This is a genomic window from Halobellus inordinatus (assembly GCF_024498335.1).
GTDB classification, from domain to species: domain Archaea; phylum Halobacteriota; class Halobacteria; order Halobacteriales; family Haloferacaceae; genus Haloquadratum; species Haloquadratum inordinatus.
Genome location: NZ_CP101825.1, coordinates 1,520,307 through 1,541,335, shown reverse-complemented (window position 1 = coordinate 1,541,335; position 21,029 = coordinate 1,520,307). Strand labels below are relative to the sequence as shown.

Genomic DNA, 21,029 nt, shown 5'->3' with positions numbered 1-21,029 from the left:
CTTTAGATTCGTTTATAGTTCTCTGATTCAGTCGTCGGTGCCGGCGTCCGAGTCTGTGCGATCATCTTTCGGCCTCGTCCCGGAGAGCCGCTCCCGGACGGCTTCTCGGTCCACCGTCCCCGAGACGGTCCGCGGAATCGCTTCGGTGACCACGATCACTTTCGGGAGTTTGAAGCCGGCCAGTCGGTCGCGAGCGAACCCGAGCAACTCGTCCCGGTCGATCGAGTCGCCTTCGGGGACGACCAGCGCCGAGACGCGTTCGCCCCACTCGGCGTCCGGCACGCCGACGACGGCCGCCTCACGCACGCTCGGGTGTGCGAGGAGAGCGTCGACGACTTCGCCGGGGTCGACGTTCTCGCCGCCGGTGACGATCCGGTCGTCGACGCGGTTCAGAACGGTGAGCGTCCCATACTCGTCGGCGACGCCGACATCGCCGGTGTGGAACCCGAACTCCCCGAACGCTGCCTCGGTGGCGTCGCTGTCGCCGTAGTAGCCAGGTGTCACCGTCGGCCCGTCGACGACGATTTCGCCGGGCTCTCCGGGTGGGACCGGCGATCCCGCCTCGTCGACGACGGTGACGTCGGTCATAAAGAGCGGGCGACCGACGCTCTCGGGATTCTCGTACGCCGCGTTCGGGCGGGCCGTCGCGATCTGGGAGGCGGTTTCGGTCATTCCGTACGTCGGGTACACCGGGACGGAGTAGTCGCGGCAACGCTCGATCAGTTCCGGCGACGCGGGTGCGCCACCGAGGAGTACGACGCGGAGCGACTCCGTGAGCGTCCCCCGGCGGTCCAGCATCCGGCGGAGCATCGTCGGGACCAGCGAGACGGCGGTCGCATCGTATCGGTCCAGATCGTCTGCTGCCGCCCCGGCATCGAAGCCCGCTCGGAAGACGACCGTCATCCCGTACAGCGGCATTCTGAGAATCGGCGCGATCCCACCCATATGGTGCAACGAGAGCGTCACGAGCCACCGGTCGTCCGGGTCGAATCCCAGACGGAACGCCGATGCGACCGCGCTGGCTAGGAGATTCCCCGTCGTCAGCCGGACGGCCTTCGGATCGCCAGTAGTGCCGGACGTGAACAGGATGAGTTGGGTGTCCTCGAGCGACCATTCCGCGGGGGTCACAGACTCGGGCGTCACCGACGAGAGGGAGGTCACGGCGTCCGTGTTCGGTTCGTCGACGGTGACGACCGAGGCGGTGCGGTCACAGCCGGCACCGTCCTCGCCACCGGGTACGTCGTCGAAGTCGGCCTCGCCGCTGCTTCCAGACTCGTCCTCACTACCGGTCTCGTCGTCGGAGTCGGTCTCGTCGTCGGAGTCGGTCTCGTCGTCGGAGTCGGTCTCCTCGCCAGAATCGGTGGCTTCGCCATTACCCCCGTCAGTGTCGGCCGCTTCGCCAGCCACGCGCGAGAGAGCGTGTACAACCGTCGTTTCGGTCGCGTCGCCGCAGACGATTGTCGACACGTCCGCCGTTTCGATCTGCCCGGCGAGTTCGCGGGCGGTCAGTTCGTCACCCATCGGAACGAGCGTGACGCCGAGTCGCATCGCGGCGTGGACGAGACAGACGTATTCGAGTCGAGGGTCCAGCACGACGCCGACGTGTGCGCCGCGTTCGACGCCCGTCGCGGCGAGTCGGCCGGCGAGGTCGTCGACGAGCGCATCGAGGTTCGCGAACGTGTAGACGTCGCCCGTCGCTGCAGTCACGAGAGCGTCGCCCTCCGGTTCGATCCGAACCCGGTGAGAGAGCCAATCGCGCATCCTACGCGTGTGGACGTGACGGGCCGCCTAATACTGTCGGCTCCTCCGGCGCCCCCGACCGCTACGCCCCGTCGCCGTGCTCGACGTACTCAACGAGGACGCCCCCGGTCGACTTCGGGTGCAGGAACGCTACTTCGTGGCCCCACGCGCCCGGTCGCGGCTCCTCGTCGACGAGGTCGACGCCGGCGTCGCGGGCGCGTGCGAGCGCCGCGCCGATGTCTTCGGTCCGGAGTGCGACGTGGTGAATGCCCGGACCGTGGCTGTCGAGGTAGCGCGCGACCGTGCCGTCTTCGAGCGGTTCGAGCAACTCGAAGTAGCCGCCGTCGAGTTCGAGAAACCGGGCGATCATCCCGTCGAACGTCTCCTCGTGGACGAGCGAGGCCTCGAAGAGCGTCTCGAAGGTCGCTGCCAGTTCTTCCCCGTCGGTCGTCGCCACGCCCAGGTGGTCGAAAGCCATCGGCATAGGGGGACGGTAGCGCGACGCGGAGATAAAATCCGCTGCCGCTATCGCGCGGGACGGTACTCGCCGAACTCCTCGCGGAGCGCGTTCGATATCTCGCCGACCGTCGCGTAGGCTTTCACGGCGTCGACGATGGGCGGCACGAGGTTTGCGTCGCCCGCGGCGGCCTCCCGAACAGTCGCGAGCGCCGCTTCGACGGCTTCCTCGTCTCGCTCGTCTTTCACTGCCTCCAATCGTTCTCGTTGCCGCGTTTCGTCCGCCTCGTCGACGTCTTCGACGTCGACCTCCGGTTCTTCGTCGACCTGGTACTCGTTGACCCCGACGACGATCCGCTCGCCCGATTCGATCTCCTGCTGGCGTTCGAAGGCGATGTCTTGGATCTGTCGCTGTACCCACCCGGACTTCACCGCCTCGAGCATCCCGCCGCGGCTGTCGACCTCCTCGAGGATCTCGAACGCCTCGGCTTCGATCTCGTCGGTGAGCGACTCGATCGCGTAGCTCCCGCCGAGCGGATCGATCGTGTCCGCGACGCCCGACTCGTGCGCGAGGATCTGCTGCGTCCGAAGCGCCGTCCGCACGGACTGCTCGGTCGGCAGCGACAGCGCCTCGTCTTTCCCGTTCGTGTGGAGGCTCTGGGCGCCGCCGAGGACGGCCGCCATCGCCTGATAGGCGACGCGGACCACGTTGTTCTCGACCTGCTGGGCGGTGAGGGTCGACCCACCGGTCTGGGCGTGGAACTTCAACTGCTTCGATTTGGGGTCGTCCGCGTCGAATCGCTCGTCCATTATTTTCGCCCACATTCGCCGGGCAGCCCGGAACTTCGCGACCTCTTCGAGGACGTTGTTGTGGGCGTTGAAGAAGAACGAAAGCTGTGGGGCGAACTCGTCGACGTCGAGTCCGGCGTCGATGGCCGCTTCGACGTACTCGATGCCGTCGCCGAGCGTGAACGCGATCTCTTGTGCCGCCGTCGACCCCGCCTCCCGGATGTGGTACCCCGAGATCGAGATAGTGTTGAAGTTCGGCACCTCGCTCGCGCAGAACTCGAAAAGGTCGGTGATGAGCCGCATCGACGGCTCCGGCGGGTAGATGTAGAGATTGCGCGCGATGTACTCTTTGAGAATGTCGTTCTGTATCGTGCCACGGAGTTTATCTCGGGGGACGCCCTGTTGATCGCCGATCGCGACGTACATCGCGAGCAACACCGCTGCGGGGGCGTTAATCGTCATCGACGTCGAGACTTCGTCCAGCGGGATGTCGTCGAAGACGACTTCCATATCCCGGAGGCTGTCGATCGCGACGCCCGCCTTACCGACTTCGCCCGCCGCCATCCCGGCGTCAGAGTCGTAGCCCTTCTGCGTCGGGAGGTCGAACGCCATCGACAGCCCGGAGGAACCCTGGTCGATGAGGTAACGGAAACGCTCGTTGGTCTCCGCGGCGGTTCCCATCCCGGCGTACTGCCGCATCGTCCAGAGCCGGCCGCGGTGCATCGTCGGGTAGACCCCGCGCGTGTAGGGCTCCTCGCCCGGGAATCCGAGGTCGGCGTCGTGGTCGAAGTCAGTCACGTCCTCGGGGGTGTAGAGCCGTTCGACCGTCTGCCCGCCGGTGTCAGTGGTGAACGTCTCCCGTCGCTCCCCGAAGCGTTCCAGCGTCGGTGAGAGCGTCTCGGCCTCCCACTCGCGTTTTGCCTCCCGGATCGTCGCGAGGTCGTCGGGGTCGAACATACTCCAGTGTGGGGTTCCGACCGGTATTGAAACTGTCCGACGGTCGGGGTCGTGGGGATTGTCGCTCCAAAGGGAACAAGGCCATTACGGACGCCGACAAACGGCGTGCTATGAGCGACGAGGTTGCCGACGACGTGACCCCCGGACGGGTACGTGGCGGGCAGATGACCGACGCGGAGATCGACGCCTACCTCGAAACACAGGGGACAGGCGTCCTCTCTTTGGCCGACGGGAACCGAGCCTACGCGGTCCCCATCTCCTTCGGCTACGAGTCCGGGCGCGCCGTCTTCGCCTACTGGCAGTTCCGTCCCGACAGCACCAAACTCGCGTTCACCGAGACGACAGAGCGCGCGTGCCTGGCAGTGTACGATTTCAACGCACAGACCGACTGGCGGAGCGTGCTCGCGTTCGGCCCGCTGCGGGAACTCGGAACCGACGAGTGGGCCGAGATCGGCGAGCTGATGGACGAAAACGCCTGGTCACCGGATTTGACCGGCGTCGGACGCCGACAGCTCTCCATCGTCGGCTTCGAGATGCCGATCGAGGAAGTGACCGGGCTCAAGCGCGAACCCGACGCGGCGAGCGAGTGAGCGTTCGCCGTCCGGTCGAATCGACAGGGCGACGGAGACCCACCTGAACGGCACGGTTCGCCACGCTTTTGCTACCGGCCGCCTACGCTTCGACCAACTATGTTCGGCGGAGGCGGTATGAACCCACGGAAGATGCAGCAGATGATGGAACAGATGGGCATCGACGTCACCGAACTCGATGCCGAGGAGGTCGTCATCAAGACGGCCGACGAGGAACTCGTCTTCTCGGACGCGCAGGTCACCCGGATGGACGCGCAGGGCCAGCAGACCTACCAGATCGTCGGCGAGCCCGAATCCCGGGAGCGCGGGGCCGACGAGAGCGAGACCGCAGAACTCGAAGGCGGCGACGCCGAGTCCGGCGGCATCCCCGACGAGGACGTCGCACTCGTCGCAGAGCGCGCCGGCGTCGACGCAGACACGGCGCGTGAGACGCTCGAAGCGACCGACGGCGACCTCGCGGCCGCCATCGCCCAGCTGGAGTGAGTTTCCTCCTCGTCCACGACGACCGCGAGTACCTCCGCGCCCCGGGCGACGAACTCCAGACGGACCTCGGCGTGCTCGACGTCCCCGAAGACGTCGAACCCGGCGACGTCCTGGAGACGCATCTCGGCGAGGAGTTCGTGGTCCGTCGACTGCGCGGGCCGGACCTGTTCAATCACTTCGAGCGCACGGGCGCGCCGATGCTCCCGCGCGACATCGGCCTCGTGGTCGGTCACACGGGCGTCGCGGCCGGCGACCGCGTGCTGGACGCCGGAACGGGAACGGGCGTACTGTCGGCGTATCTGGGCCGGCTGCACGCGGACGTCGTGACCTACGAGGTCGACGCCGAGTTCGCCGACGTCGCGCGCGAGAATATGCGACTCGCCGGCGTCGACGACCGCGTCGACGTCCGCACGGGAGACCTCACGGAACACCTCGACGCCGTCGCCGAGGACGGCCCCTTCGACGTGATCACGCTCGACACCGGCGACGCGCCCGCGGTCGTCGAGCGTGCGCCCGACCTCCTCGCGGACGGCGGTCACGTCGCCGTCTACTCGCCGTTCGTCGAGAACAGTCGCGAGACCGTCCAGGCGGCCCGCGAAGTGGGGCTCCGCGACGTCGACACCTTCGAGACGATCCAACGCGAGATGGACTTCGGCGATCGTGGCTCGCGACCCTCGACGGCGGGCGTCGGCCACACCGGCTATCTGACGTTCGCGCGAAACGAGCGCTGAGCAGGGTCGGCACGGCCAACGCGCTCACTCGATCGAACGCAACATTCCGAACAGTTCTTCGCGAGCGCGCTCGGGATCGAACGTCTCCGGCTCCGGAACCGTAAGCGGGTACGCGCCACCGCCGAGGAGGTACTCCTCGCCGGCCGGCCACGCGGCGAAGTACGCCTCCACGGGGCGGTTGCGGCCGTCGACGCGAACCTGCGCGCGGAACCGCGTCGCCTCTACTTCCGTGTGGTCCACGTCGATCCGGTGCGTGTCGGCGCGGTCGACGCCGGAGAAGCCACGTTCTTCGAGCACCTCGACGAACTTCGACGTCGCACGGTCCCTGACGAGGCGCGTGAGCGACTTCGACGGCGAGGTGGTGGGCGAGATGCGGAGCCGACTGGCAAAGACGAACCGCCACGTCGTCCCACGATCGACACCTGTCGCCGGTTCCAGCCGCTCTCGCAACTCGACGTCCTCGTAGATCTGAGTGTGGGCCTCGATTCGGACCACGCGCACGTCGAACGGCGCCGTCACCTCTTCGGAGACCAGCCGCCAGCCATCGGGGACGTCGATGCTCGGCGGCGCGATCTCGTCAGTCACGGACACTCGTTCGGGCGCCACCGACTTAATTCGCAGCGACGGGCGGGGTCGAGAGGTCACAGCGAAGACGGCATATCCACTCGGTGGGGCACGCGTCACCGGCAAAACCGCCGTAGTATGCGAACGATGCGACAGCGACGGCTCATACTGTCGGATAGAACGATGTGAAAATCATCGGCACCCCGTGGTGCCAACATCATTCACGAACTGCTGTCCGACAGTATCAGTGGTCGTCTTCGCGCCACTTGTGGCCGCACTCGGTACAGGTGAAGAACCGGGTCTCGGATTCGTCGGCCGAACGGATCTGCTTCATCTCATAGCGCGCGCGGTCGTTTCCACACTCCGGACAGATGACCGTCGTCGTCGGTCCGATCTCCGCGTCGTCGACGTCGGACATATCGACCACCTCGCTCTCCTCGCGGGCGGCCGTCGAGGTCATATGCTCTTCGTCGGCCGTATCGCGGGGTTTCTCGTACCCGCAGTTTCCGCAGACCCAGACGTCGTCCTCGGTCTTCATCATCGAGCCGCATTCGTCGCAGAACTCCATCTTACCCCGACTCAGACGCTTCGGAGACTTAAGCGGCCGGGATCGGTGCGACCGCGTGTCGGATGTTGAAACGTCTTAATACCACAGTGCGAAAAGCCGTGTGTGACAGATAATCGAGCCCTCTCCGAGCAGGCGAAAGAACGGCTCGCCGACGTCGTCCGCCTGCAGCCGACGAAAAACAAAGAACTCCAAGACCAGTGGGGGATGGAATCCGGCAGCGAGGTCCACCAGTACCTCGAAGGCGAACTGAAGGACTACTACTACCGGGACGACAACAGCCTCATTCGCGCGACGGCCGAGGCCGCGGAGTTAGTCGACGTCGAGCCCGGCGTCGAGGGCGACGGCGACGACGAGGGCGGCGTCCCCTCCGTGATTCGCGTCCCGGCGCTCGAGTCGCAGGTATTCCAGGTCGTCGCCGGCCCCGACGAGCGCTCCGAGAGCGTCGTGAGCGTGTTGAACAAAGTCCGCGACGACTTCGACGTCGACCCGCCGGTCGAGGACGTCCGCCGGGCGCTCCAGAGCCTCCGTCGGAAGGGCGTCGTCGAAGTGATCTATCGGACGGTGCCGACGTTCAGGCTGGCCGCGCCACGCGACGACATCGACGTCGAAGTAGCCGATTCGTAGTCCGAGTATCGGGCGTGCTCACTCCGCCGGGGTTCTCGTTTCTGACGGAGGCGCACTCCGGCGGTTTTCTCATTCGCGGTCGTGTTCTCGCGCGCGGATCCACGCGCGCCGGTCGTCGAGGAGCCGTTTGATCCCCTTTCCGGGACCGCCCTCGATGGGCCACCCGCGAGTGCGCCACGTCGGCGGTTCGGGCTCGAACTCCGGGCACGACCCCGCACACTCCGCGGCGGTCTGTGAGCGCTCCTTCGCAGCGCAGTGCGGCACGAGCGCGCGGTCGAACCGGCGGAGTTCGAAGTGGCGGCAGTCGGGCCGCATCGTCTCGTGATACGACCGCCAGCCGCGGCCGTACGCGCGCTCGGCGAGTTCGAGCCGCCGTCGCTGCCGCTCGTCGTCGCCGTCGGCGGTGTCGGGAGTCACCTCGCTCGGATACCACTCGACGTTCGCAGCGGTGCGCCGACTGGCGTCTGCGGACTGTCCCGCGGCTTCGCTGTCGTCGTCGCCGTCGAACGAGACCGCCAAAATCCCCACGTCGACCGGAAGGTTTTCGAGCAGCGCCGGTTCGATGCGGCTGTCTGTCGCCTCGGTCGCGACCCAGACCTCGTCGGCGAGCGCTGTCTCGACGTCGTGTTCGAGTTGCGCAGAGAGCGCGCGGGCCGCCGAGGCGTCGAGGTCGGGCTTGTTCTCGACGGCGACGATCCGGCGGAGCCAATCGGGGTACGGCGCGATCCGTCGGATCTCGATTCGGTTGCTCCGGCGGCGCGTCTCGACGACGCCGCGGTCGGCCGCGCGGTGCACCGCTGCGCGGACGTAGCGCCAGGGGTAGCCCGGGTCCGGCAAGGCGTCGCGGTACCACGTCCACTCGGCCGGGGCGTTGCGGACGACGTGCAGGAGATCCGAGTCGAGTTCGCGCTCGCCGAACTGCGCGCGGGCGGCCAATCCGTCCGGATCGCACTCTAAGACGACGGTGTCCCAGCGGCGCTCCCGCGTGCCGAGCTGTCGGGCGACGACGACGGCGTCCTCGCGTCGCTCCTCGGGCGGCCAGGCGGTCTCTGCCCAGCGGCAGACGAGCAACTCGAAGCCGAACTCGGCGGTGCCGGGGTACACGCGTCAGGCTCCGATCGCCTACGCGAGGTACTTGCCTTCGCCGGTCTCGCCGTTTTCGGCGGCGAGTTGGTCGAGGTACTCGTGTGCCTGCTCGAAGATCTCGCGGGGGCCGTCCTGTGTGATCGTGTTGGTCGCCTGCTCGTAGTCGCGCCACTGCAGGTCGCGGTGTTCGTTCGAGAGCTCCGCGCTCGCCTCGAACGAGCGGGCGATGAACAGGTGGACGGTCTTGTGGATCGTCTTCCCGTTCGCCTCGAAGACGTAGTCGTACTCCTCGCGGAATCCGTCGATAAGACGGAAATCTTCGATTCCGGCCTCCTCTTTCACTTCTCTGATGGCTGTCTGCTGGAGCTCCTCTTCCCCTTCGACCCCGCCTTTGGGGAACTCCCAGTCCCCCGGACGGCTCTTCAGGAGCAAATACTCCCGTTCGCCGCGGGTGTCGCGGAAGAGGATCGCTCCAGCGCTAACCGCTTCCACAGTCATTAGATGGATAAACCGGGTAGGGAGTTAAGAGGCTATCGGACGTTTGGACGGGTCCGCGCTCTCAGAGGGCCGACTCTGTCGGGGTCTTCGAGTCGCAGCGAAGGCTCGTTGGCGTTACTTCCGTCCTATGGATGTGTTTTTAGGGCTCGGTGACGACGTATCTTCTATCCCAGCGAGACCCCAGCTATGACCTTCGTCACAAAACTACACTTCCAGTCGGGGAACCGATACGAACTGGAATCGGAAGTTTCAGAACTCAAATCGATGCTCGAACGCAAAGGCGCGGAGTGTAAAGGCCCACACGCGGATCCGCCGGAAACCGTCGCCGTCCCGCAGTATCGATCGCTCCAACCGGGCGACGAGTTCTCCTCGTGGAGCTACACCGTCTACTCCCGAAAACTCGAGATCCACGGGAACGATCACATCGCCCGCGAGGTCGGCCACATGGACTTTCCCGAGAGCCTCCACGTCGAGATCGAAGTCGAACAGAAGAAGCCGCTCGGACACCTGCGGGACTGACTCCCTCCGTTCGCGACGTTACTCGCCGTCCTGGAGCACGTCGACGACGCGGGCGGTCCCGCGGTGTTGCCCCTCGTCGAACGATTCGATTTTGATCGTGACTTTCGCGTCCAAGAGCGCGGGGTCCGCGTCGGGCAGTACCAAGACGGTGTCGCCGACGCGGACGAGCAGTCCCGACTCGCTTTGGCCGGTGACGAACGCCGGGACTTCGTCGCCGACCTCGAAGGACGGCGTGGCAGTACGGAAGGTGAGGCCAGCGAGCACTTTCTCGAAGCGGCTCATACGCGACTCACCTCCTCGCTGGCGCGGTCGGAAACGTACTCACGGCCGTAGCCGGTCCACGCCGCGAGCAGGAAGACGGCGACGAGGAACCAGCCGTGGAAGACGAACGGCCAGACCGACGCGGGATTGACAACCATCGCCTGCGTGAACCACTCGTACTGCTCGGGGAGTCGCTGCATCGCCGAGTAGCCTGCGAGCAGACCGCCACCCCACGGGAAGATGTAGCCGAGCGCCGACGTGTTGGCGTCGAGGATGTTCGCGCGGCGGTAGCCGTTGATGTTGAAGCGACGCCCGAGCGTCTTGATGTACGGGGCGATCGCGATCTCGGCCGCGGTGTTGATCGTAATCATCGCGTTGACAAGCGCCGTGCCGAGCACCATCGTCGTCTCCGCGCGGCGGACCGTCGTCGCGACCCGTTCGAGGAGGAACTCCTGGATCGCCTCGAAGCCGCCGCCGCGCTGCATCACCTGCGCGGCCGCGACGATCAAGAGGACGAGCACGATGAGCGGGAAAAAGCCCGCTGCGCCCGTGTAGAGGCTGCCCGCGACGGCCGCGTCGCCGGGAGCCACGGGGACGACGAACGCCCCGATGAGGGGGAGCGCGTCGATCGACTGCACCAGCGCGGATTCTTGAGAGGCCTCGAAGGCGAGCATCGCAGACACCTCAGCGAGGCCGAACGCGAGGTTGAGAAACACCGAGAGGACGATACCCCACGAGATGGCCTCGACGATGTGACGGCCGCGGATCGCCGTCACGATCACGACGCCGATCGACGCGAGGTGGACGAGGCCGAGCGCGGTCCCGGCGCCACCCGCGCCAGCGACGTCGACGGGCGTCCCTTGCATCGTCTGGCCCGCCGCGAGGTACGCCGCGAACGCGAACACCGCGGCGACGATGGCGTACTTCAGCCGCGAAGCGACGACGCCGCCGATGTCGGCGTTCTGCGTCACGGCCGAGACGATCGTGGTGTCGCTCACGGGCGCGAGATTGTCGCCGAAGACGGCTCCCGAGAGGATCGCGCCGAACAGCAGCACCGGGTCGGCGCCGACCGCGACGCCCGCCGGGAAGACCAGCGCCGTGAACGCGATCGCCGTCCCGTAGCCGGTGCCGATCCCCGTCGCCAACAGCGCGGCGAGGAGGAACGTCAGCGCCGGGAACAGACCCGAACCGACTTGGACGGCGTCGGCCGCCCAGACGAGGCCGTCGACGAACCCGCCGACCTGGATGGTCTCGGCGAACATTCCGGCCCACAGCCACGCTACGATCGCTGTGGCGGCGACCCGTTGCGTCATTCCGTCGAAGAGGACGTCGGCGTAGGTCTTCCACGGACCCTTGACGAAGAACATTCCGACGACGAGCCCCACGAGGATTCCGACGATGAGACCGGTCGTATCGCCGATTCCGAGCAGTCCGCTCTGGAAGACGGCCCAGGCGATGAAAAACGCGATCGGGATCGCGCTTGCGGCCCGGCCGCCGTAGAAGCTCAACGTTCTGGATGCGTCGCTACTATCGCTCATCGACAGACCGGTTGCAGTCGTCCCCGATAAACGAACCGATCCGGACGGTACCAGAGAGACAGCAGGTGCTCGCCTCCGACGCGACTTTACCACCCGACGACGCAGAGACGAGTATGACTGCTGCCGACCTCGTGGAACTCCGGCGCGACCTGCATCGCCATCCAGAACCCGCCTGGCGGGAGTTCTACACCACCGCGCGGATCGTCGACGAACTCGAGACGCGCGGTCTGGACGCGATCTACGTCGGACCGGAGGTCCTCGCAGATGACCGCGTCGGCGTCCCGGACAGCGACGAACTCGACGCGTGGCACGAGCGTGCGCGCGAGGCGGGCGCTCGCGACGACATCCTCGACCGACTCGCCGGCGGCAACACGGGTGCGCTAGCAGTCGCAGAGCGGGGTGACGGACCGACGGTCGCGCTCCGCGTCGATATCGACGCGCTGCCGATCACCGAATCTCGGGGCGACGAGCACGCGCCCGCAGCGATCGGGTTCCGATCGACGAACGAGGGGTACATGCACGCTTGCGGCCACGACGCCCACGCGACGATCGGCATCGGTGTCCTCGATGCCGTCCTCGACAGTGACTTCCAGGGCACGCTGAAGGTGTTCTTCCAGCCCGGCGAAGAGCGGATCGTCGGCGGCGAGCCGATGGCGAACTCGGGGCACCTCGACGACGTCGACTACTTGCTCGCCGTGCACGTCGGCCTCGGTCACCCCTCCGGCGAGATCGTCGCGGGCATCGACGGCTTCCTCGCGGTCTCACAGTTCGAAGCGGAGTTCGAGGGAGCGCCGGCCCATGCCGGTATCGCGCCCGAGACGGGTCGGAACGCGATGCAAGCGGCCGCGACGGCGATCCAGAATCTCTACGGCATTCCACGGCACGCCGACGGCGCGACCCGCGTCAACGTCGGCGTCATCGAGGGCGGGACGGCGACGAACATCGTCCCCGAGCGCGTCGCCATCGAGGGCGAGGTGCGCGGCGACACCACCGAACTGATGGAGTATATGGACGAGAACGCTCGGCGCGTGCTCCGCTCGGCCGCAGAGATGCACGACTGCGAGGTCGACGTGACCACTGCGGGGCGCGCTCCGTCGACGGCGAGCGATCGGGGACTCGCCGCCGTCGTCGGCGACGTCGCCCGAACCACCGACGGAGTGACGTCTGTTCTCGACTCGGACCACCTGGGCGGCAGTGAGGACGCGACGTATCTGATGCAGTACGTACAGGAACGCGGCGGAAAGGCGGCGTACGTCGGGGTCGGCACGGACCATCCGAGCGGTCACCACACCGATACCTTCGACGTCGACGAGGCGAGCATCGGCGTCGGGATCGACGTCCTCGCGAACGCGATCGTCGAGGTCGGCAAGCGGCGGCCCTGAGCGGGCGCTGGGTGCCCGGTGAACCGCCGCTCGGTCGAATTAGCCGAACGTCTCGTTGAAGCGATTGACGGCGTCGTCGGTCCCGGCGACGACGACCGTATCGCCCGACTGAACGGTGAATTCCGGGCCGACGTCGGTCCGGAGGTCGTCGCCGCGTTCGACCGCCAGCACGGTACTCCCGGTCCGGGCGCGGACGTCCGCGTCGGCGAGCGACATACCGGCCAGACCGGGCGCGTCGACCCGAACGATCTCGACTTGTGACTGCGGCGCGATGACCTCCTCGTCGGTGAGGTTCGACGCCAGCATCCGCCCGCTGACCGTCGAGAGCGCGAGGACGTACTCCGCGCCCGCCCGGTAGATCTTCGGGACGCTGGCGGCGTCGTTGGCCCGGACGATGATCTCCGCGTCGGGAGCCAGGCGTTCGACGACGAGCGTCGCGAAGATGGCGGTCGTGTCGTCGTCGAGCGCGATGAGGACGCTCTCGGCGTCGGTGATCCCCGCTCGACGAAGCGTCTCCGGGTCGGTAACGTCGCCGACGACGTCGACGCCGGACTCGTCTCGCTGATCGATGACGACGTGCGGGACGTTCGCGTCGGTCAGTGCCTCGGCGGCCGTCGCGCCGACTTCGCCGTGACCGGCGACGACGACCCGCCCCTGCCGGTGCCGTCGCGCCTCCGAGCGAGCCAGCTCTCTGAGTCGCGAGAGCTGTTCCTCCCGACCGGTGACGAGAAGCGTGGTGCGACCATCGAGGACCGTGTGCGGGGAAGGCGGCGTGACGAACTCGCCGCGCGACCAGAGTCCGATGATGTTCGCGCCGGTCCGCCGACCGACCTCGCATTCGGCGATCGTCCGGCCTTCGAGTTTGCTGTCGGGATGGATCAACACCTCCGCGATCTCGAAGCCGTCGCCGAGCGGGATCGCGTCGTCGCTTGGAACGATTGGCGAGGCGGCCTTGCGCGCGAGGCTTTCGCCGAGCAACTGTCGCGGGAGGACGACGTCGTCGGCGCCGGCGTATCGGTGGTAGTCCGCGACGTCCGGGTCCTCGACCAGGCTGACGATCCGTACGTCTGAATCCAGTTGTTCGGCTGTCAGCACCACGCTGGCGTTCGTCTGGTCATCGCTGTCGGCGACGAGGGCGACTGCGGTATCGGCGTTCGCCGCGCGGAGATCCGACACCGACTCGGGGTCGCCGTGGACGACTTCGTACTCGCCGTGGAGTTCGCGAGCGCGCTCGCGATCCGGTTCGAGCACGAGATACGCGATTCCCTTCGACTCGAGTTCGCTGATGAGGATCTCGCCGTGGGCGGTGAGCGGTGTGACGATCACGTGCCCGGTCAGCGACGTCTCCCGCGGCGGGTTGCGTTCGAGCGCCCGCTCCACGAGCGGGACGACGAAAAGCGGCAGCGTCGTGAAGATGAGCGCGACGCCGGTGAACTGCATCGCCATCGAGAGCAGGTACGTCGGGGTCGCACTCCAGAGGCTCGCGTCCTCCCCGTAGCCCGTCGTCGTGAACGTCTCCACGACGATGTGCGCCGATTCGACCCAGCCCACGGTGACGCCCTCGAAGGCCGCCATCGTCCATCGGTAGAGCACGGTGTAGAACACGATGGCACCGACCGCGATGCCGACGTAGAGACCGAGCCGTCGCTGGGCCTCCGAGGGCGACCAGGTCGAACCGTCTGCCATACCAGTGGCTTACGGTCCGAGAGGAAAAGTTCGCCGAAGCAGCCGTCGCAGATCCGTTCGAAGCCGGAGAGTGCCCGGGGCGTCCGACGATCGTCTGACGCCGGTTCGCGAGATCGGGAGCCTGCGCCCGTGTACCTGGCACCTGCCGGTCGAGGGCCTAGCTCTCCGGAAAGTATTTGATCTGGATTCTGTGATACACACAGGGATGAACAGTCGAACTATCGATGTGGTGACCGACTGGGAGACGGTCGCCACACCGGACGGATACGAGGGGCTCCACGAGCTCGCGGACGCGGAGTTCAGCGGAGCCGTCTCTGCCGGGATGGCGTGGGCGTTCTTCCTGAACGGCCGCGCCGTCGGCGTTTTCGAGGGGGAAATCGGGGACTTCGAGGACGCTGAGCTGACCGCGTACCGCGCGGCAGACCCGAGCCTCCCGCTGCTCTTTTCGATGCAGGAACGCGGGGGAGAGACACAGGCGAGGTACTACACGAACAAGACACCGCTTTCGGACGCCGACCAGACGCTCTCGAACGGCGGATTCACCGGCTACATCGAGCTCTCGGAAAACGTTCTCTCGGGGGATTACTACGTCGTCTACCACGGGGGCAAGTCGATGAGCGCCGCCTTCGTCGGGAGCTCCGAACGGCTCGTCACGGGCGATGAGGCCTTCGAGACGGCCGCCGACGAGGTCGGGATCTACGAGGTCGTCGACGTCGACGTCGAGATCGTCGACATCCCGGAACTGGCGACCGACGAGGCGGAGACGGATGAAGACGACGCGTCGGGTACGGAGAGCGGAGCCAGCGAGGAGAGCGAGGACGCGACAGAGACCGCCGACGACGCGACGGCAGCGGCCGACGACGAGGAGCCGACCGCGACAGCGGATCCTGATGCGGCGGCAGCTCCCGGCTCTGCAGCCGACGCGACAGCAGACGACCCGACAGCAGAGGGCGAGGCGTCGACAGCAGATACCCCGACAGCGGACGACGCCCCGACGGACGACGGTTCCGACGGGGGACCGGCGACGGCGGACGCGGAAGCCAGCGAGCCATCGGACGCTCCCCGGGGTGGCGACCCTGCGAGCACTGACTCACCCGGCGCTACCGCTCCCGAGGGCCGGACTGCGGACAGCACCGAGGCGGAAGGAGAGACGGGTGCCGCAGACGGACACGCGACTGACACCGGCTCTAGAGCCACACGGCCGGACGACCGCCAGCCGTCGGAGCCATCCTCCGAGACGGCGTCGGGTGCGGGCGACACGGGCGATGCCACCGTCGCGGGACCGACGCAGAAAGGTGCCGCCGCAGACGGGGTCTTCTCCGACGAGGAACGCTGGCGGGAGGCGAAGACGATCCCGTCGCTCGACCCCAGCGAGTCGAGTTCGAACGGGACGACAGCGCAGGCCGCGAGCGCCGAGCAGGATCGCCGATCGGCGAGCGAACGCGCCGCGCAGATGCAGCGAAAGCGGACCGCACAGAAAGCCGCCCAGGATCGATCGAGCGCCTCCAAAACGGCGGACTCGGGATCGACCACACAGGCGAGCGCGCGCTCAGCAGCGGGGGGCGAACAGCCGAACGTCGAACGGCTCGAAAAGCGCCTGTCGAAAGCGAAAGAGCGCGTTCAGTCCCTTGAATCCGAGCGCGACGAACTCGCCGAGGCGCGAACGAAACAGCGCGAGCGGATCGACGAACTGGAAGCCGAACGCGAGGAGTACCGCGAGCGCGTCGAGGAACTCGAAGCCGAACGTGAGACGCTCGAAGCAGAAGTCGAGCGCCTGGAGAGCGAACTCGAACGGCTGGGCGGCGACACCGGCGGCGCTCCCTCACAATCGATGTCTGTCGACCAGGCGCTCTCGGGGACGAACCTCTTCGTCCGCTACGACCGGAAAGGCGAGGCGACGCTGGAGCACGCCCACGACGGCGCGGCGTCGCGGGCCGACGTCAGCGACAACCTCCGGCTCGAACACCACACCACCTTCGAGACCGGGGGGCTCGCCGTCGACGGGCAGCCATACGAGGCGTTCCTCCACGACAGCACCGAGTACGCCTTCGCACAGTGGGTCGTGACGGATCTCCTCTATGAGATCGGCGAGACCGGCAATCAGTCTGGGCTCGCGGGCGTCTTCGACGCGATCCCGGAGATCGACCGCGTCGAGTTGTCGGGGACCGTCGGCGTCGACACCCCCGACGGCGTCGAGCAGCGTGACTTCGACGTCATCTTCCGGGACAAGATGGGCGATCCGCTGTTCGTCGCGGACATCAACGCCTCGCGGAACGCGACCACCGAGGCGATGGTCGGCTCGCTGGTCGAGAACACGGGCACGATCGCCTCGAACGACGAGTCGCTCGCGGCCGGCTTCTACGTCACCGAGTCGTTCTACGAACCCGGGGCCTTAGAGACGGTTTCCGAGGAGACGGGCGGCGGCCTGCTCTCGCGGTCGAAGAAGCTATCGCACGTAAAACTCTCGCGAAAGCGCGGCTACCACCTCTGTCTGGTCGAGGCGCGAAACGGGGAGTTCCACCTGAACGTCCCGGATCTGTAAGCAAAACGAGACAGAGACGAGACGTGGGCGGGACGGTTACGGTTTCAGCTTTCGACTTCGACGGCCTCTTCGATCTTCATCTCGTCGAGCTTGTCGACGATCTGATCGAGTTTCTCGTCGAGTTCGTCGACGAATTCGGCGGTCCGCTCGGTCGTGATCGCACCCTGGCTGGACGGTTCGATGAGGTTCTCCTCTTCGAGGACGCGCAGCGAGTAGCGGACTTTGTGGTGTGGGTAGCCAGTCTCGTTCGACATCTTCACGATCCCGATCGGTTCGCTCTCGATGACCATTTTCAGGACCTGCAAATGCCGTTCAAGCATATCCACTTCCTTTTCGAGTCGGTCTATCATGTCATCTGTTAACTTGTCTGGGCAGGATTTAAATGTTACCCTCTGCCCCGACAAAACGCGGCACAGTGGGTATCACACCGTACGAATGGGAGCGTAATTAACGATTCGGGTCGGGAGCCGCTGGCGGCGGCACAGGCCCAGAAAACGGACGGTGCGTCTCTCACGACTCGTGGGTCGCCCTGTTCTACACGGAAGTGGGCAGGTGCGTCGATACTCCCGCAGTGGTATCCACTTTCGTGACCATCTCGCGGCGGCGGACCGTAATGGGTTTCACGGGGCGCGCAGAACCGCCGTGTATGACCGTCACGATCGTCGGCTCCCAACTGGGCGACGAGGGCAAGGGCGCTCTCGTCGACCTGTGGGGAGGCGACGCCGACGTGGTCGCCCGGTATCAGGGCGGCGACAACGCCGGCCACACCGTCGTCGAAGACGGCGACGAATACAAGCTTTCGCTGGTTCCGAGCGGCGCCGTCCGCGACAAGGTCGGCGTGCTCGGCAACGGATGCGTCGTCAACCCGAACACGCTGTTCGACGAGATCGACGAACTCCGCGAGCGCGGCCTCGACCCCGACGTCCGCGTGGCGCGACGCGCACACGTCATTATGCCGTATCACCGCGTGCTCGACGGCATCGAGGAGGAGGCCAAATCCGACTCCGACCTCGACGCCGGCACGACCGGCCGCGGCATCGGCCCCACCTACGAGGACAAGGCGGGCCGACGCGGGATTCGCGTCGGCGACCTGCTCGATGCGGAGGTCCTCCGCGAGCGTCTCGAATACGTCGTCCCCCAGAAGCGCGCCCTCGCCGAGGACGTCTTCGGCGTCGAGGCCGGCGAGGCGTTCGACGTCGACGCCGTCTTCGAGGAGTACAAGGCGATCGGCGAGCGCCTGCAAGAGGAGTCGATGACCGTCAACGCCGGGGAGTTCCTCGGCTCGCACGTCGATAACGGCGAGAACGTCTTATTCGAGGGCGCACAGGGCACCTCGATCGACATCGACCACGGGATCTACCCGTACGTCACCTCCTCGAACCCGACCGCGGGCGGCGCGGCGACCGGCACGGGCGTCGGCCCCACGGTCGTCGGCCGCGGGGAAGTCGTCGGCATCGTCAAGGCGTACCTCTCGCGCGTCGGCACCGGACCGCTCCCGACCGAACTGACCGGCGACGACGAGGACCTCGCCGATTACATCCGCGAGAAGGGCGGCGAGTTCGGCACCGTCACCGGCCGGCCGCGCCGGATCGGCTGGCTCGACGTGCCGATGCTCCGCCACGCCGCTCGCGCGAACGGCTTCACCGGTCTCGCCGTGAACCACATCGACGTCCTCGCGGGCCTCGAAGAGGTGAAGGTGGGCCACTCCTACGACCTCGACGGCGAGGAGTTGCTCACGATGCCCGCGACGACCGAGCGCTGGGGCGAGTGTGAACCGAACCTCCGCGAGTTCGAGCCGTGGCCGGAGGTCGACTGGTCGGCCGTCGCCGACGAGGGCTACGATGCGATCCCGGAGAACGCACAGACGTACCTCGACTATCTCTCCGAGGAGGTCGGCGCACCGATCTACGCCGTCGGCGTCGGTCCCGACCGCGCACAGACGATCGAACTGGAGAACCCCTTCCAGCAGTAGCCCGATAGTGATCGGCGCACGCCGAGTACTGTCGGCGAACCCGTAGCCTTTTCACCGCCGCTTTCCTCTCGTAGCGTGATGAAAGAGTCACTGATGGACATCCTCTGTGACCCCCTCGACAAGAGCGACCTCGAACTCGAAGTCGACGAACGCGACGGCGAGGAGATCATCGAGGGTCGACTCGTCGGCACTGTCACGGGCGAGGTCTACCCCATCGAGGACGGCATCCCGAATCTGCTGCCGCCGGATATGCGCGACGAAGAGTAACCGAGTTCCGCTCTCGTCGATCCCCGTTTCTGCCGCCGCCTAGCGCCTGTTGAGCCACCACCAGCCGGCGCCGAGGACGAGTACGACGACGAGCACGCCGGCCGCGAGAAGCGTCGTATCGCTCGCGCTCGTCTCCTCGACGACGGTCACCGGAACCACGTAGGAGTCGAGGACGATCTCTTTTCCGTCGGGCCGCTCGGCCGTGACGTTCACCGAGACCGACGAGCGCGTCGGCACCGCGTCTTCGGAGACCGTGACCGCGAACGCGAGCGTCTCTGTGTCGCCGGGGTCGAGCCGCTGGACGTACGCCGTCCGCGCCTCCGAGGAGAACGGCGGTTCGGTTTCGAGTCGGGCACGAACGTCGGAGAGGGTCATATTTTCCCTGTTGCGGACGCGGACCGTCAGCCGATTGTCCGTGTCGATGCCGAACGTGGCGTTTTGTGGCGTGACCGCCAGCCAGTCGCGCTCGGGCAGCACCGGCACCGTCGGTTCGAGTTCGTCGCTCACCTGGCGGTTGTTCTGCGCGTCGCGATACCGCACGGAGAGATTCAACTGCCGGTCGGTCGCGGTCGCGTCCGCCGCGACGTCGACCTCGAACGTGAAGTCGCTCCGTTCGCCCGGTTCGAGGCGGCCCAGCGCGGATTCCGTATCGACCGGTACGACGTTCGGGTTCGACGAGCGATAGACGAGCACGGCGTTGTCGACGGGGGCCGGACCGGTGTTCCTGACTGACCCGCTGATCGTCCCGGGCTCACCGACGTACAGCGTGCTCGTGAGGTTCTCCACGGCGAAGGTGACTTCCTCGCGCGGCGTGACGCCCGCCGTCAACGGCGGCGACGTGCGCTGGATGCCATCGGGGTCGGTGTAGGAGACGGAGGCCCTGAGCGGGTACTCGCGCTGCTGGGCGTCGGGGGCGAACCGCGCCCGGAACTGGAACGTCCGGTTCTCGCCGGGCCCCCACACCCCGGAGTACGCTTCGGACTTCGCAGCGCCGGTGCCGAACGTGACCTCGTCGTCCGGCGAACTGAGCTGAAGGGTGGCGTCGCGGGCGGCTTCAGTACCCGTGTTCCGGACAGTCATCGAGAGCGGGCCGTAGCTGCCGACCCGGGCCGTCGAGGACACGTTGACGACCTGGAACTGCGGACGGTCCTCGACGACGACGGAGAGCGAGAGCGTCCGCGCGAGGTCGACGTATCGGTACTCGGGGCCGTCAGTCCCGGACCCGTACTCGACCTTCGGCGCGTAGCTGTAACGGACGCGTACCGGGAGCCGATACGTACCTGGCGGCGTGTCCTCCGGAACCGTAATCGAGACCGGAATCGGCCCGGTCGTCCCCTCGGGGACGTTGCCGACCGGATATCGGGCCGTGTTCACTTCGATCGGGGTGTCTCCGCTCCGCACCTGCAGCGTCAGCGCTCTGGCAGTCGTCACGCGCGCGACGTACTCGGCCGGGCCGGACGACTGCAGGCTCCCTTCGTTCGAGACGTAGACCGGAAGCGACGCCTCCTGACCCGGGACAAACTCGTTGTCCGGGCTCTGGACGGACACGTCCGGCGAACCCGTGACGTTCTCGATGGCGGTGATCGGAACCGGAACCGCCGCCACCACGACGAGCAGGAGGACCAATCCGAGGGGGACTCGAAACGTTGTCAACGTACAGACAGACCACGCGGTTCCATTTAAAATGTATCGTCAGGGCGCACAGATCAGACGACGAGTTATAGGAGTTATCGTAAGTCCGCATAGCTTCTCGCCGGACGAGACGGTGAAGAAGCT

Annotated in this window: 21 protein-coding genes; 9 read left to right on the top strand and 12 right to left on the bottom strand. The window is 66.7% G+C overall.

The window, feature by feature from the left end:
* Positions 1 to 27: 27 nt before the first annotated feature.
* From NO362_RS07960 to NO362_RS07950, 3 genes are all read right to left on the bottom strand, one after another.
* A complete protein-coding gene (locus NO362_RS07960; RefSeq protein ID WP_256544812.1) occupies positions 28 to 1,761 on the bottom strand; it encodes a class I adenylate-forming enzyme family protein in 1,734 nt (577 codons plus the stop codon).
* Between the two features lie 61 nt (positions 1,762 to 1,822).
* A complete protein-coding gene (gene mce, locus NO362_RS07955) occupies positions 1,823 to 2,218 on the bottom strand; it encodes a methylmalonyl-CoA epimerase (RefSeq protein ID WP_256546618.1) in 396 nt (131 codons plus the stop codon).
* Positions 2,219 to 2,265: 47 nt separating this feature from the next.
* Positions 2,266 to 3,942 carry an acyl-CoA mutase large subunit family protein gene (locus NO362_RS07950; RefSeq protein ID WP_256544811.1) on the bottom strand — a complete coding sequence of 559 codons (1,677 nt, stop codon included), beginning with the start codon at positions 3,940 to 3,942 and terminating at the stop codon, positions 2,266 to 2,268.
* A 110-nt stretch (positions 3,943 to 4,052) separates the two neighbouring features.
* Between NO362_RS07950 and NO362_RS07945 the strand changes: the two genes are divergently transcribed.
* From NO362_RS07945 to NO362_RS07935, 3 genes are all read left to right on the top strand, one after another.
* Entirely contained in the window at positions 4,053 to 4,532 is a 480-nt protein-coding gene (locus tag NO362_RS07945) for a pyridoxamine 5'-phosphate oxidase family protein (protein WP_256544810.1), read from the top strand.
* A gap of 99 nt (positions 4,533 to 4,631) precedes the next feature.
* The gene (locus NO362_RS07940; protein ID WP_121568268.1) at positions 4,632 to 5,015 is read left to right on the top strand and encodes a nascent polypeptide-associated complex protein; all 384 of its coding nucleotides are present in this window, start codon (positions 4,632 to 4,634) and stop codon (positions 5,013 to 5,015) included.
* A complete protein-coding gene (locus NO362_RS07935; protein WP_256544809.1) occupies positions 5,012 to 5,746 on the top strand; it encodes a tRNA (adenine-N1)-methyltransferase in 735 nt (244 codons plus the stop codon). The genes NO362_RS07940 and NO362_RS07935 overlap by 4 nt, the downstream gene beginning before the upstream one ends.
* A gap of 24 nt (positions 5,747 to 5,770) precedes the next feature.
* On the opposite strand, the gene NO362_RS07930 is transcribed toward NO362_RS07935, so the two are convergent.
* On the bottom strand, positions 5,771 to 6,331 hold the full coding sequence (locus tag NO362_RS07930) for a DUF6517 family protein (protein WP_256544808.1): 561 nt from the start codon (positions 6,329 to 6,331) through the stop codon (positions 5,771 to 5,773).
* A 223-nt stretch (positions 6,332 to 6,554) separates the two neighbouring features.
* The gene (locus NO362_RS07925) at positions 6,555 to 6,878 is read right to left on the bottom strand and encodes a transcription factor S (RefSeq protein WP_121568266.1); all 324 of its coding nucleotides are present in this window, start codon (positions 6,876 to 6,878) and stop codon (positions 6,555 to 6,557) included.
* Positions 6,879 to 6,980: 102 nt separating this feature from the next.
* On the opposite strand from NO362_RS07925, the gene NO362_RS07920 reads away from it, so the two are divergent.
* Positions 6,981 to 7,502 (top strand): DUF5797 family protein, encoded by a 522-nt coding sequence (locus NO362_RS07920; RefSeq protein WP_256544807.1) that lies wholly within the window; start codon positions 6,981 to 6,983, stop codon positions 7,500 to 7,502.
* 69 nt (positions 7,503 to 7,571) lie between these two features.
* Here NO362_RS07920 and NO362_RS07915 read toward each other — a convergent pair whose 3' ends face one another.
* Both NO362_RS07915 and NO362_RS07910 read right to left on the bottom strand, forming a co-directional pair.
* Positions 7,572 to 8,606, bottom strand: coding sequence for a DUF5787 family protein (locus tag NO362_RS07915; protein ID WP_256544805.1), 1,035 nt, complete (start codon positions 8,604 to 8,606; stop codon positions 7,572 to 7,574).
* Between the two features lie 18 nt (positions 8,607 to 8,624).
* On the bottom strand, positions 8,625 to 9,086 hold the full coding sequence (locus NO362_RS07910; protein WP_256544804.1) for a bis(5'-nucleosyl)-tetraphosphatase: 462 nt from the start codon (positions 9,084 to 9,086) through the stop codon (positions 8,625 to 8,627).
* Positions 9,087 to 9,272: 186 nt separating this feature from the next.
* Here NO362_RS07910 and NO362_RS07905 point away from each other — a divergent pair, with 186 nt between their 5' ends.
* Complete coding sequence (locus NO362_RS07905; RefSeq protein WP_121568262.1) at positions 9,273 to 9,605, top strand: uS10/mL48 family ribosomal protein; 333 nt, start codon at positions 9,273 to 9,275, stop codon at positions 9,603 to 9,605.
* A gap of 18 nt (positions 9,606 to 9,623) precedes the next feature.
* Here NO362_RS07905 and NO362_RS07900 read toward each other — a convergent pair whose 3' ends face one another.
* A complete protein-coding gene (locus NO362_RS07900; protein WP_256288192.1) occupies positions 9,624 to 9,887 on the bottom strand; it encodes a DUF7513 family protein in 264 nt (87 codons plus the stop codon).
* Positions 9,884 to 11,404 carry a Na+/H+ antiporter NhaC family protein gene (locus NO362_RS07895; RefSeq protein WP_256544803.1) on the bottom strand — a complete coding sequence of 507 codons (1,521 nt, stop codon included), beginning with the start codon at positions 11,402 to 11,404 and terminating at the stop codon, positions 9,884 to 9,886. Before NO362_RS07895 ends, NO362_RS07900 begins: the two co-directional genes overlap by 4 nt.
* Positions 11,405 to 11,517: 113 nt before the next feature.
* Between NO362_RS07895 and NO362_RS07890 the strand changes: the two genes are divergently transcribed.
* Positions 11,518 to 12,786 carry an amidohydrolase gene (locus NO362_RS07890; protein ID WP_256544802.1) on the top strand — a complete coding sequence of 423 codons (1,269 nt, stop codon included), beginning with the start codon at positions 11,518 to 11,520 and terminating at the stop codon, positions 12,784 to 12,786.
* A 39-nt stretch (positions 12,787 to 12,825) separates the two neighbouring features.
* Here NO362_RS07890 and NO362_RS07885 read toward each other — a convergent pair whose 3' ends face one another.
* Entirely contained in the window at positions 12,826 to 14,472 is a 1,647-nt protein-coding gene (locus NO362_RS07885; protein WP_256544801.1) for a potassium channel family protein, read from the bottom strand.
* A 205-nt stretch (positions 14,473 to 14,677) separates the two neighbouring features.
* Here NO362_RS07885 and NO362_RS07880 point away from each other — a divergent pair, with 205 nt between their 5' ends.
* Positions 14,678 to 17,014: a DUF7527 domain-containing protein gene (locus tag NO362_RS07880; RefSeq protein ID WP_256544799.1), complete on the top strand. Its 2,337-nt coding sequence runs from the start codon at positions 14,678 to 14,680 to the stop codon at positions 17,012 to 17,014.
* A gap of 44 nt (positions 17,015 to 17,058) precedes the next feature.
* Here NO362_RS07880 and NO362_RS07875 read toward each other — a convergent pair whose 3' ends face one another.
* Positions 17,059 to 17,364 carry a hypothetical protein gene (locus tag NO362_RS07875; protein WP_049985358.1) on the bottom strand — a complete coding sequence of 102 codons (306 nt, stop codon included), beginning with the start codon at positions 17,362 to 17,364 and terminating at the stop codon, positions 17,059 to 17,061.
* 296 nt (positions 17,365 to 17,660) lie between these two features.
* Between NO362_RS07875 and NO362_RS07870 the strand changes: the two genes are divergently transcribed.
* Together NO362_RS07870 and NO362_RS07865 are read left to right on the top strand one after the other, a co-directional pair.
* On the top strand, positions 17,661 to 18,986 hold the full coding sequence (locus NO362_RS07870) for an adenylosuccinate synthase (RefSeq protein ID WP_256544798.1): 1,326 nt from the start codon (positions 17,661 to 17,663) through the stop codon (positions 18,984 to 18,986).
* A gap of 78 nt (positions 18,987 to 19,064) precedes the next feature.
* Positions 19,065 to 19,253, top strand: coding sequence for a methytransferase partner Trm112 (locus NO362_RS07865; RefSeq protein ID WP_199722983.1), 189 nt, complete (start codon positions 19,065 to 19,067; stop codon positions 19,251 to 19,253).
* 39 nt (positions 19,254 to 19,292) lie between these two features.
* Here the strand turns inward: NO362_RS07865 and NO362_RS07860 are convergent, their stop codons facing one another.
* On the bottom strand, positions 19,293 to 20,906 hold the full coding sequence (locus NO362_RS07860) for a COG1361 S-layer family protein (RefSeq protein WP_256544797.1): 1,614 nt from the start codon (positions 20,904 to 20,906) through the stop codon (positions 19,293 to 19,295).
* Positions 20,907 to 21,029 lie beyond the last annotated feature (123 nt).

Bases quoted from the DNA above. Each gene is read 5' to 3' on its own strand.
- NO362_RS07910 (WP_256544804.1), bottom strand. From the start codon at position 9,086: ATGACTGTGGAAGCGGTTAGCGCTGGAGCGATCCTCTTCCGCGACACC.
- NO362_RS07870 (WP_256544798.1), top strand. From the start codon at position 17,661: ATGACCGTCACGATCGTCGGCTCCCAACTGGGCGACGAGGGCAAGGGC.
- NO362_RS07925 (WP_121568266.1), bottom strand. From the start codon at position 6,878: ATGGAGTTCTGCGACGAATGCGGCTCGATGATGAAGACCGAGGACGAC.
- NO362_RS07885 (WP_256544801.1), bottom strand. From the start codon at position 14,472: ATGGCAGACGGTTCGACCTGGTCGCCCTCGGAGGCCCAGCGACGGCTC.
- NO362_RS07940 (WP_121568268.1), top strand. From the start codon at position 4,632: ATGTTCGGCGGAGGCGGTATGAACCCACGGAAGATGCAGCAGATGATG.
- NO362_RS07875 (WP_049985358.1), bottom strand. From the start codon at position 17,364: ATGATAGACCGACTCGAAAAGGAAGTGGATATGCTTGAACGGCATTTG.
- NO362_RS07880 (WP_256544799.1), top strand. From the start codon at position 14,678: ATGAACAGTCGAACTATCGATGTGGTGACCGACTGGGAGACGGTCGCC.
- NO362_RS07950 (WP_256544811.1), bottom strand. From the start codon at position 3,942: ATGTTCGACCCCGACGACCTCGCGACGATCCGGGAGGCAAAACGCGAG.
- NO362_RS07890 (WP_256544802.1), top strand. From the start codon at position 11,518: ATGACTGCTGCCGACCTCGTGGAACTCCGGCGCGACCTGCATCGCCAT.
- mce (WP_256546618.1), bottom strand. From the start codon at position 2,218: ATGGCTTTCGACCACCTGGGCGTGGCGACGACCGACGGGGAAGAACTG.
- NO362_RS07945 (WP_256544810.1), top strand. From the start codon at position 4,053: ATGAGCGACGAGGTTGCCGACGACGTGACCCCCGGACGGGTACGTGGC.
- NO362_RS07895 (WP_256544803.1), bottom strand. From the start codon at position 11,404: ATGAGCGATAGTAGCGACGCATCCAGAACGTTGAGCTTCTACGGCGGC.
- NO362_RS07905 (WP_121568262.1), top strand. From the start codon at position 9,273: ATGACCTTCGTCACAAAACTACACTTCCAGTCGGGGAACCGATACGAA.
- NO362_RS07900 (WP_256288192.1), bottom strand. From the start codon at position 9,887: ATGAGCCGCTTCGAGAAAGTGCTCGCTGGCCTCACCTTCCGTACTGCC.
- NO362_RS07960 (WP_256544812.1), bottom strand. From the start codon at position 1,761: ATGCGCGATTGGCTCTCTCACCGGGTTCGGATCGAACCGGAGGGCGAC.
- NO362_RS07865 (WP_199722983.1), top strand. From the start codon at position 19,065: ATGAAAGAGTCACTGATGGACATCCTCTGTGACCCCCTCGACAAGAGC.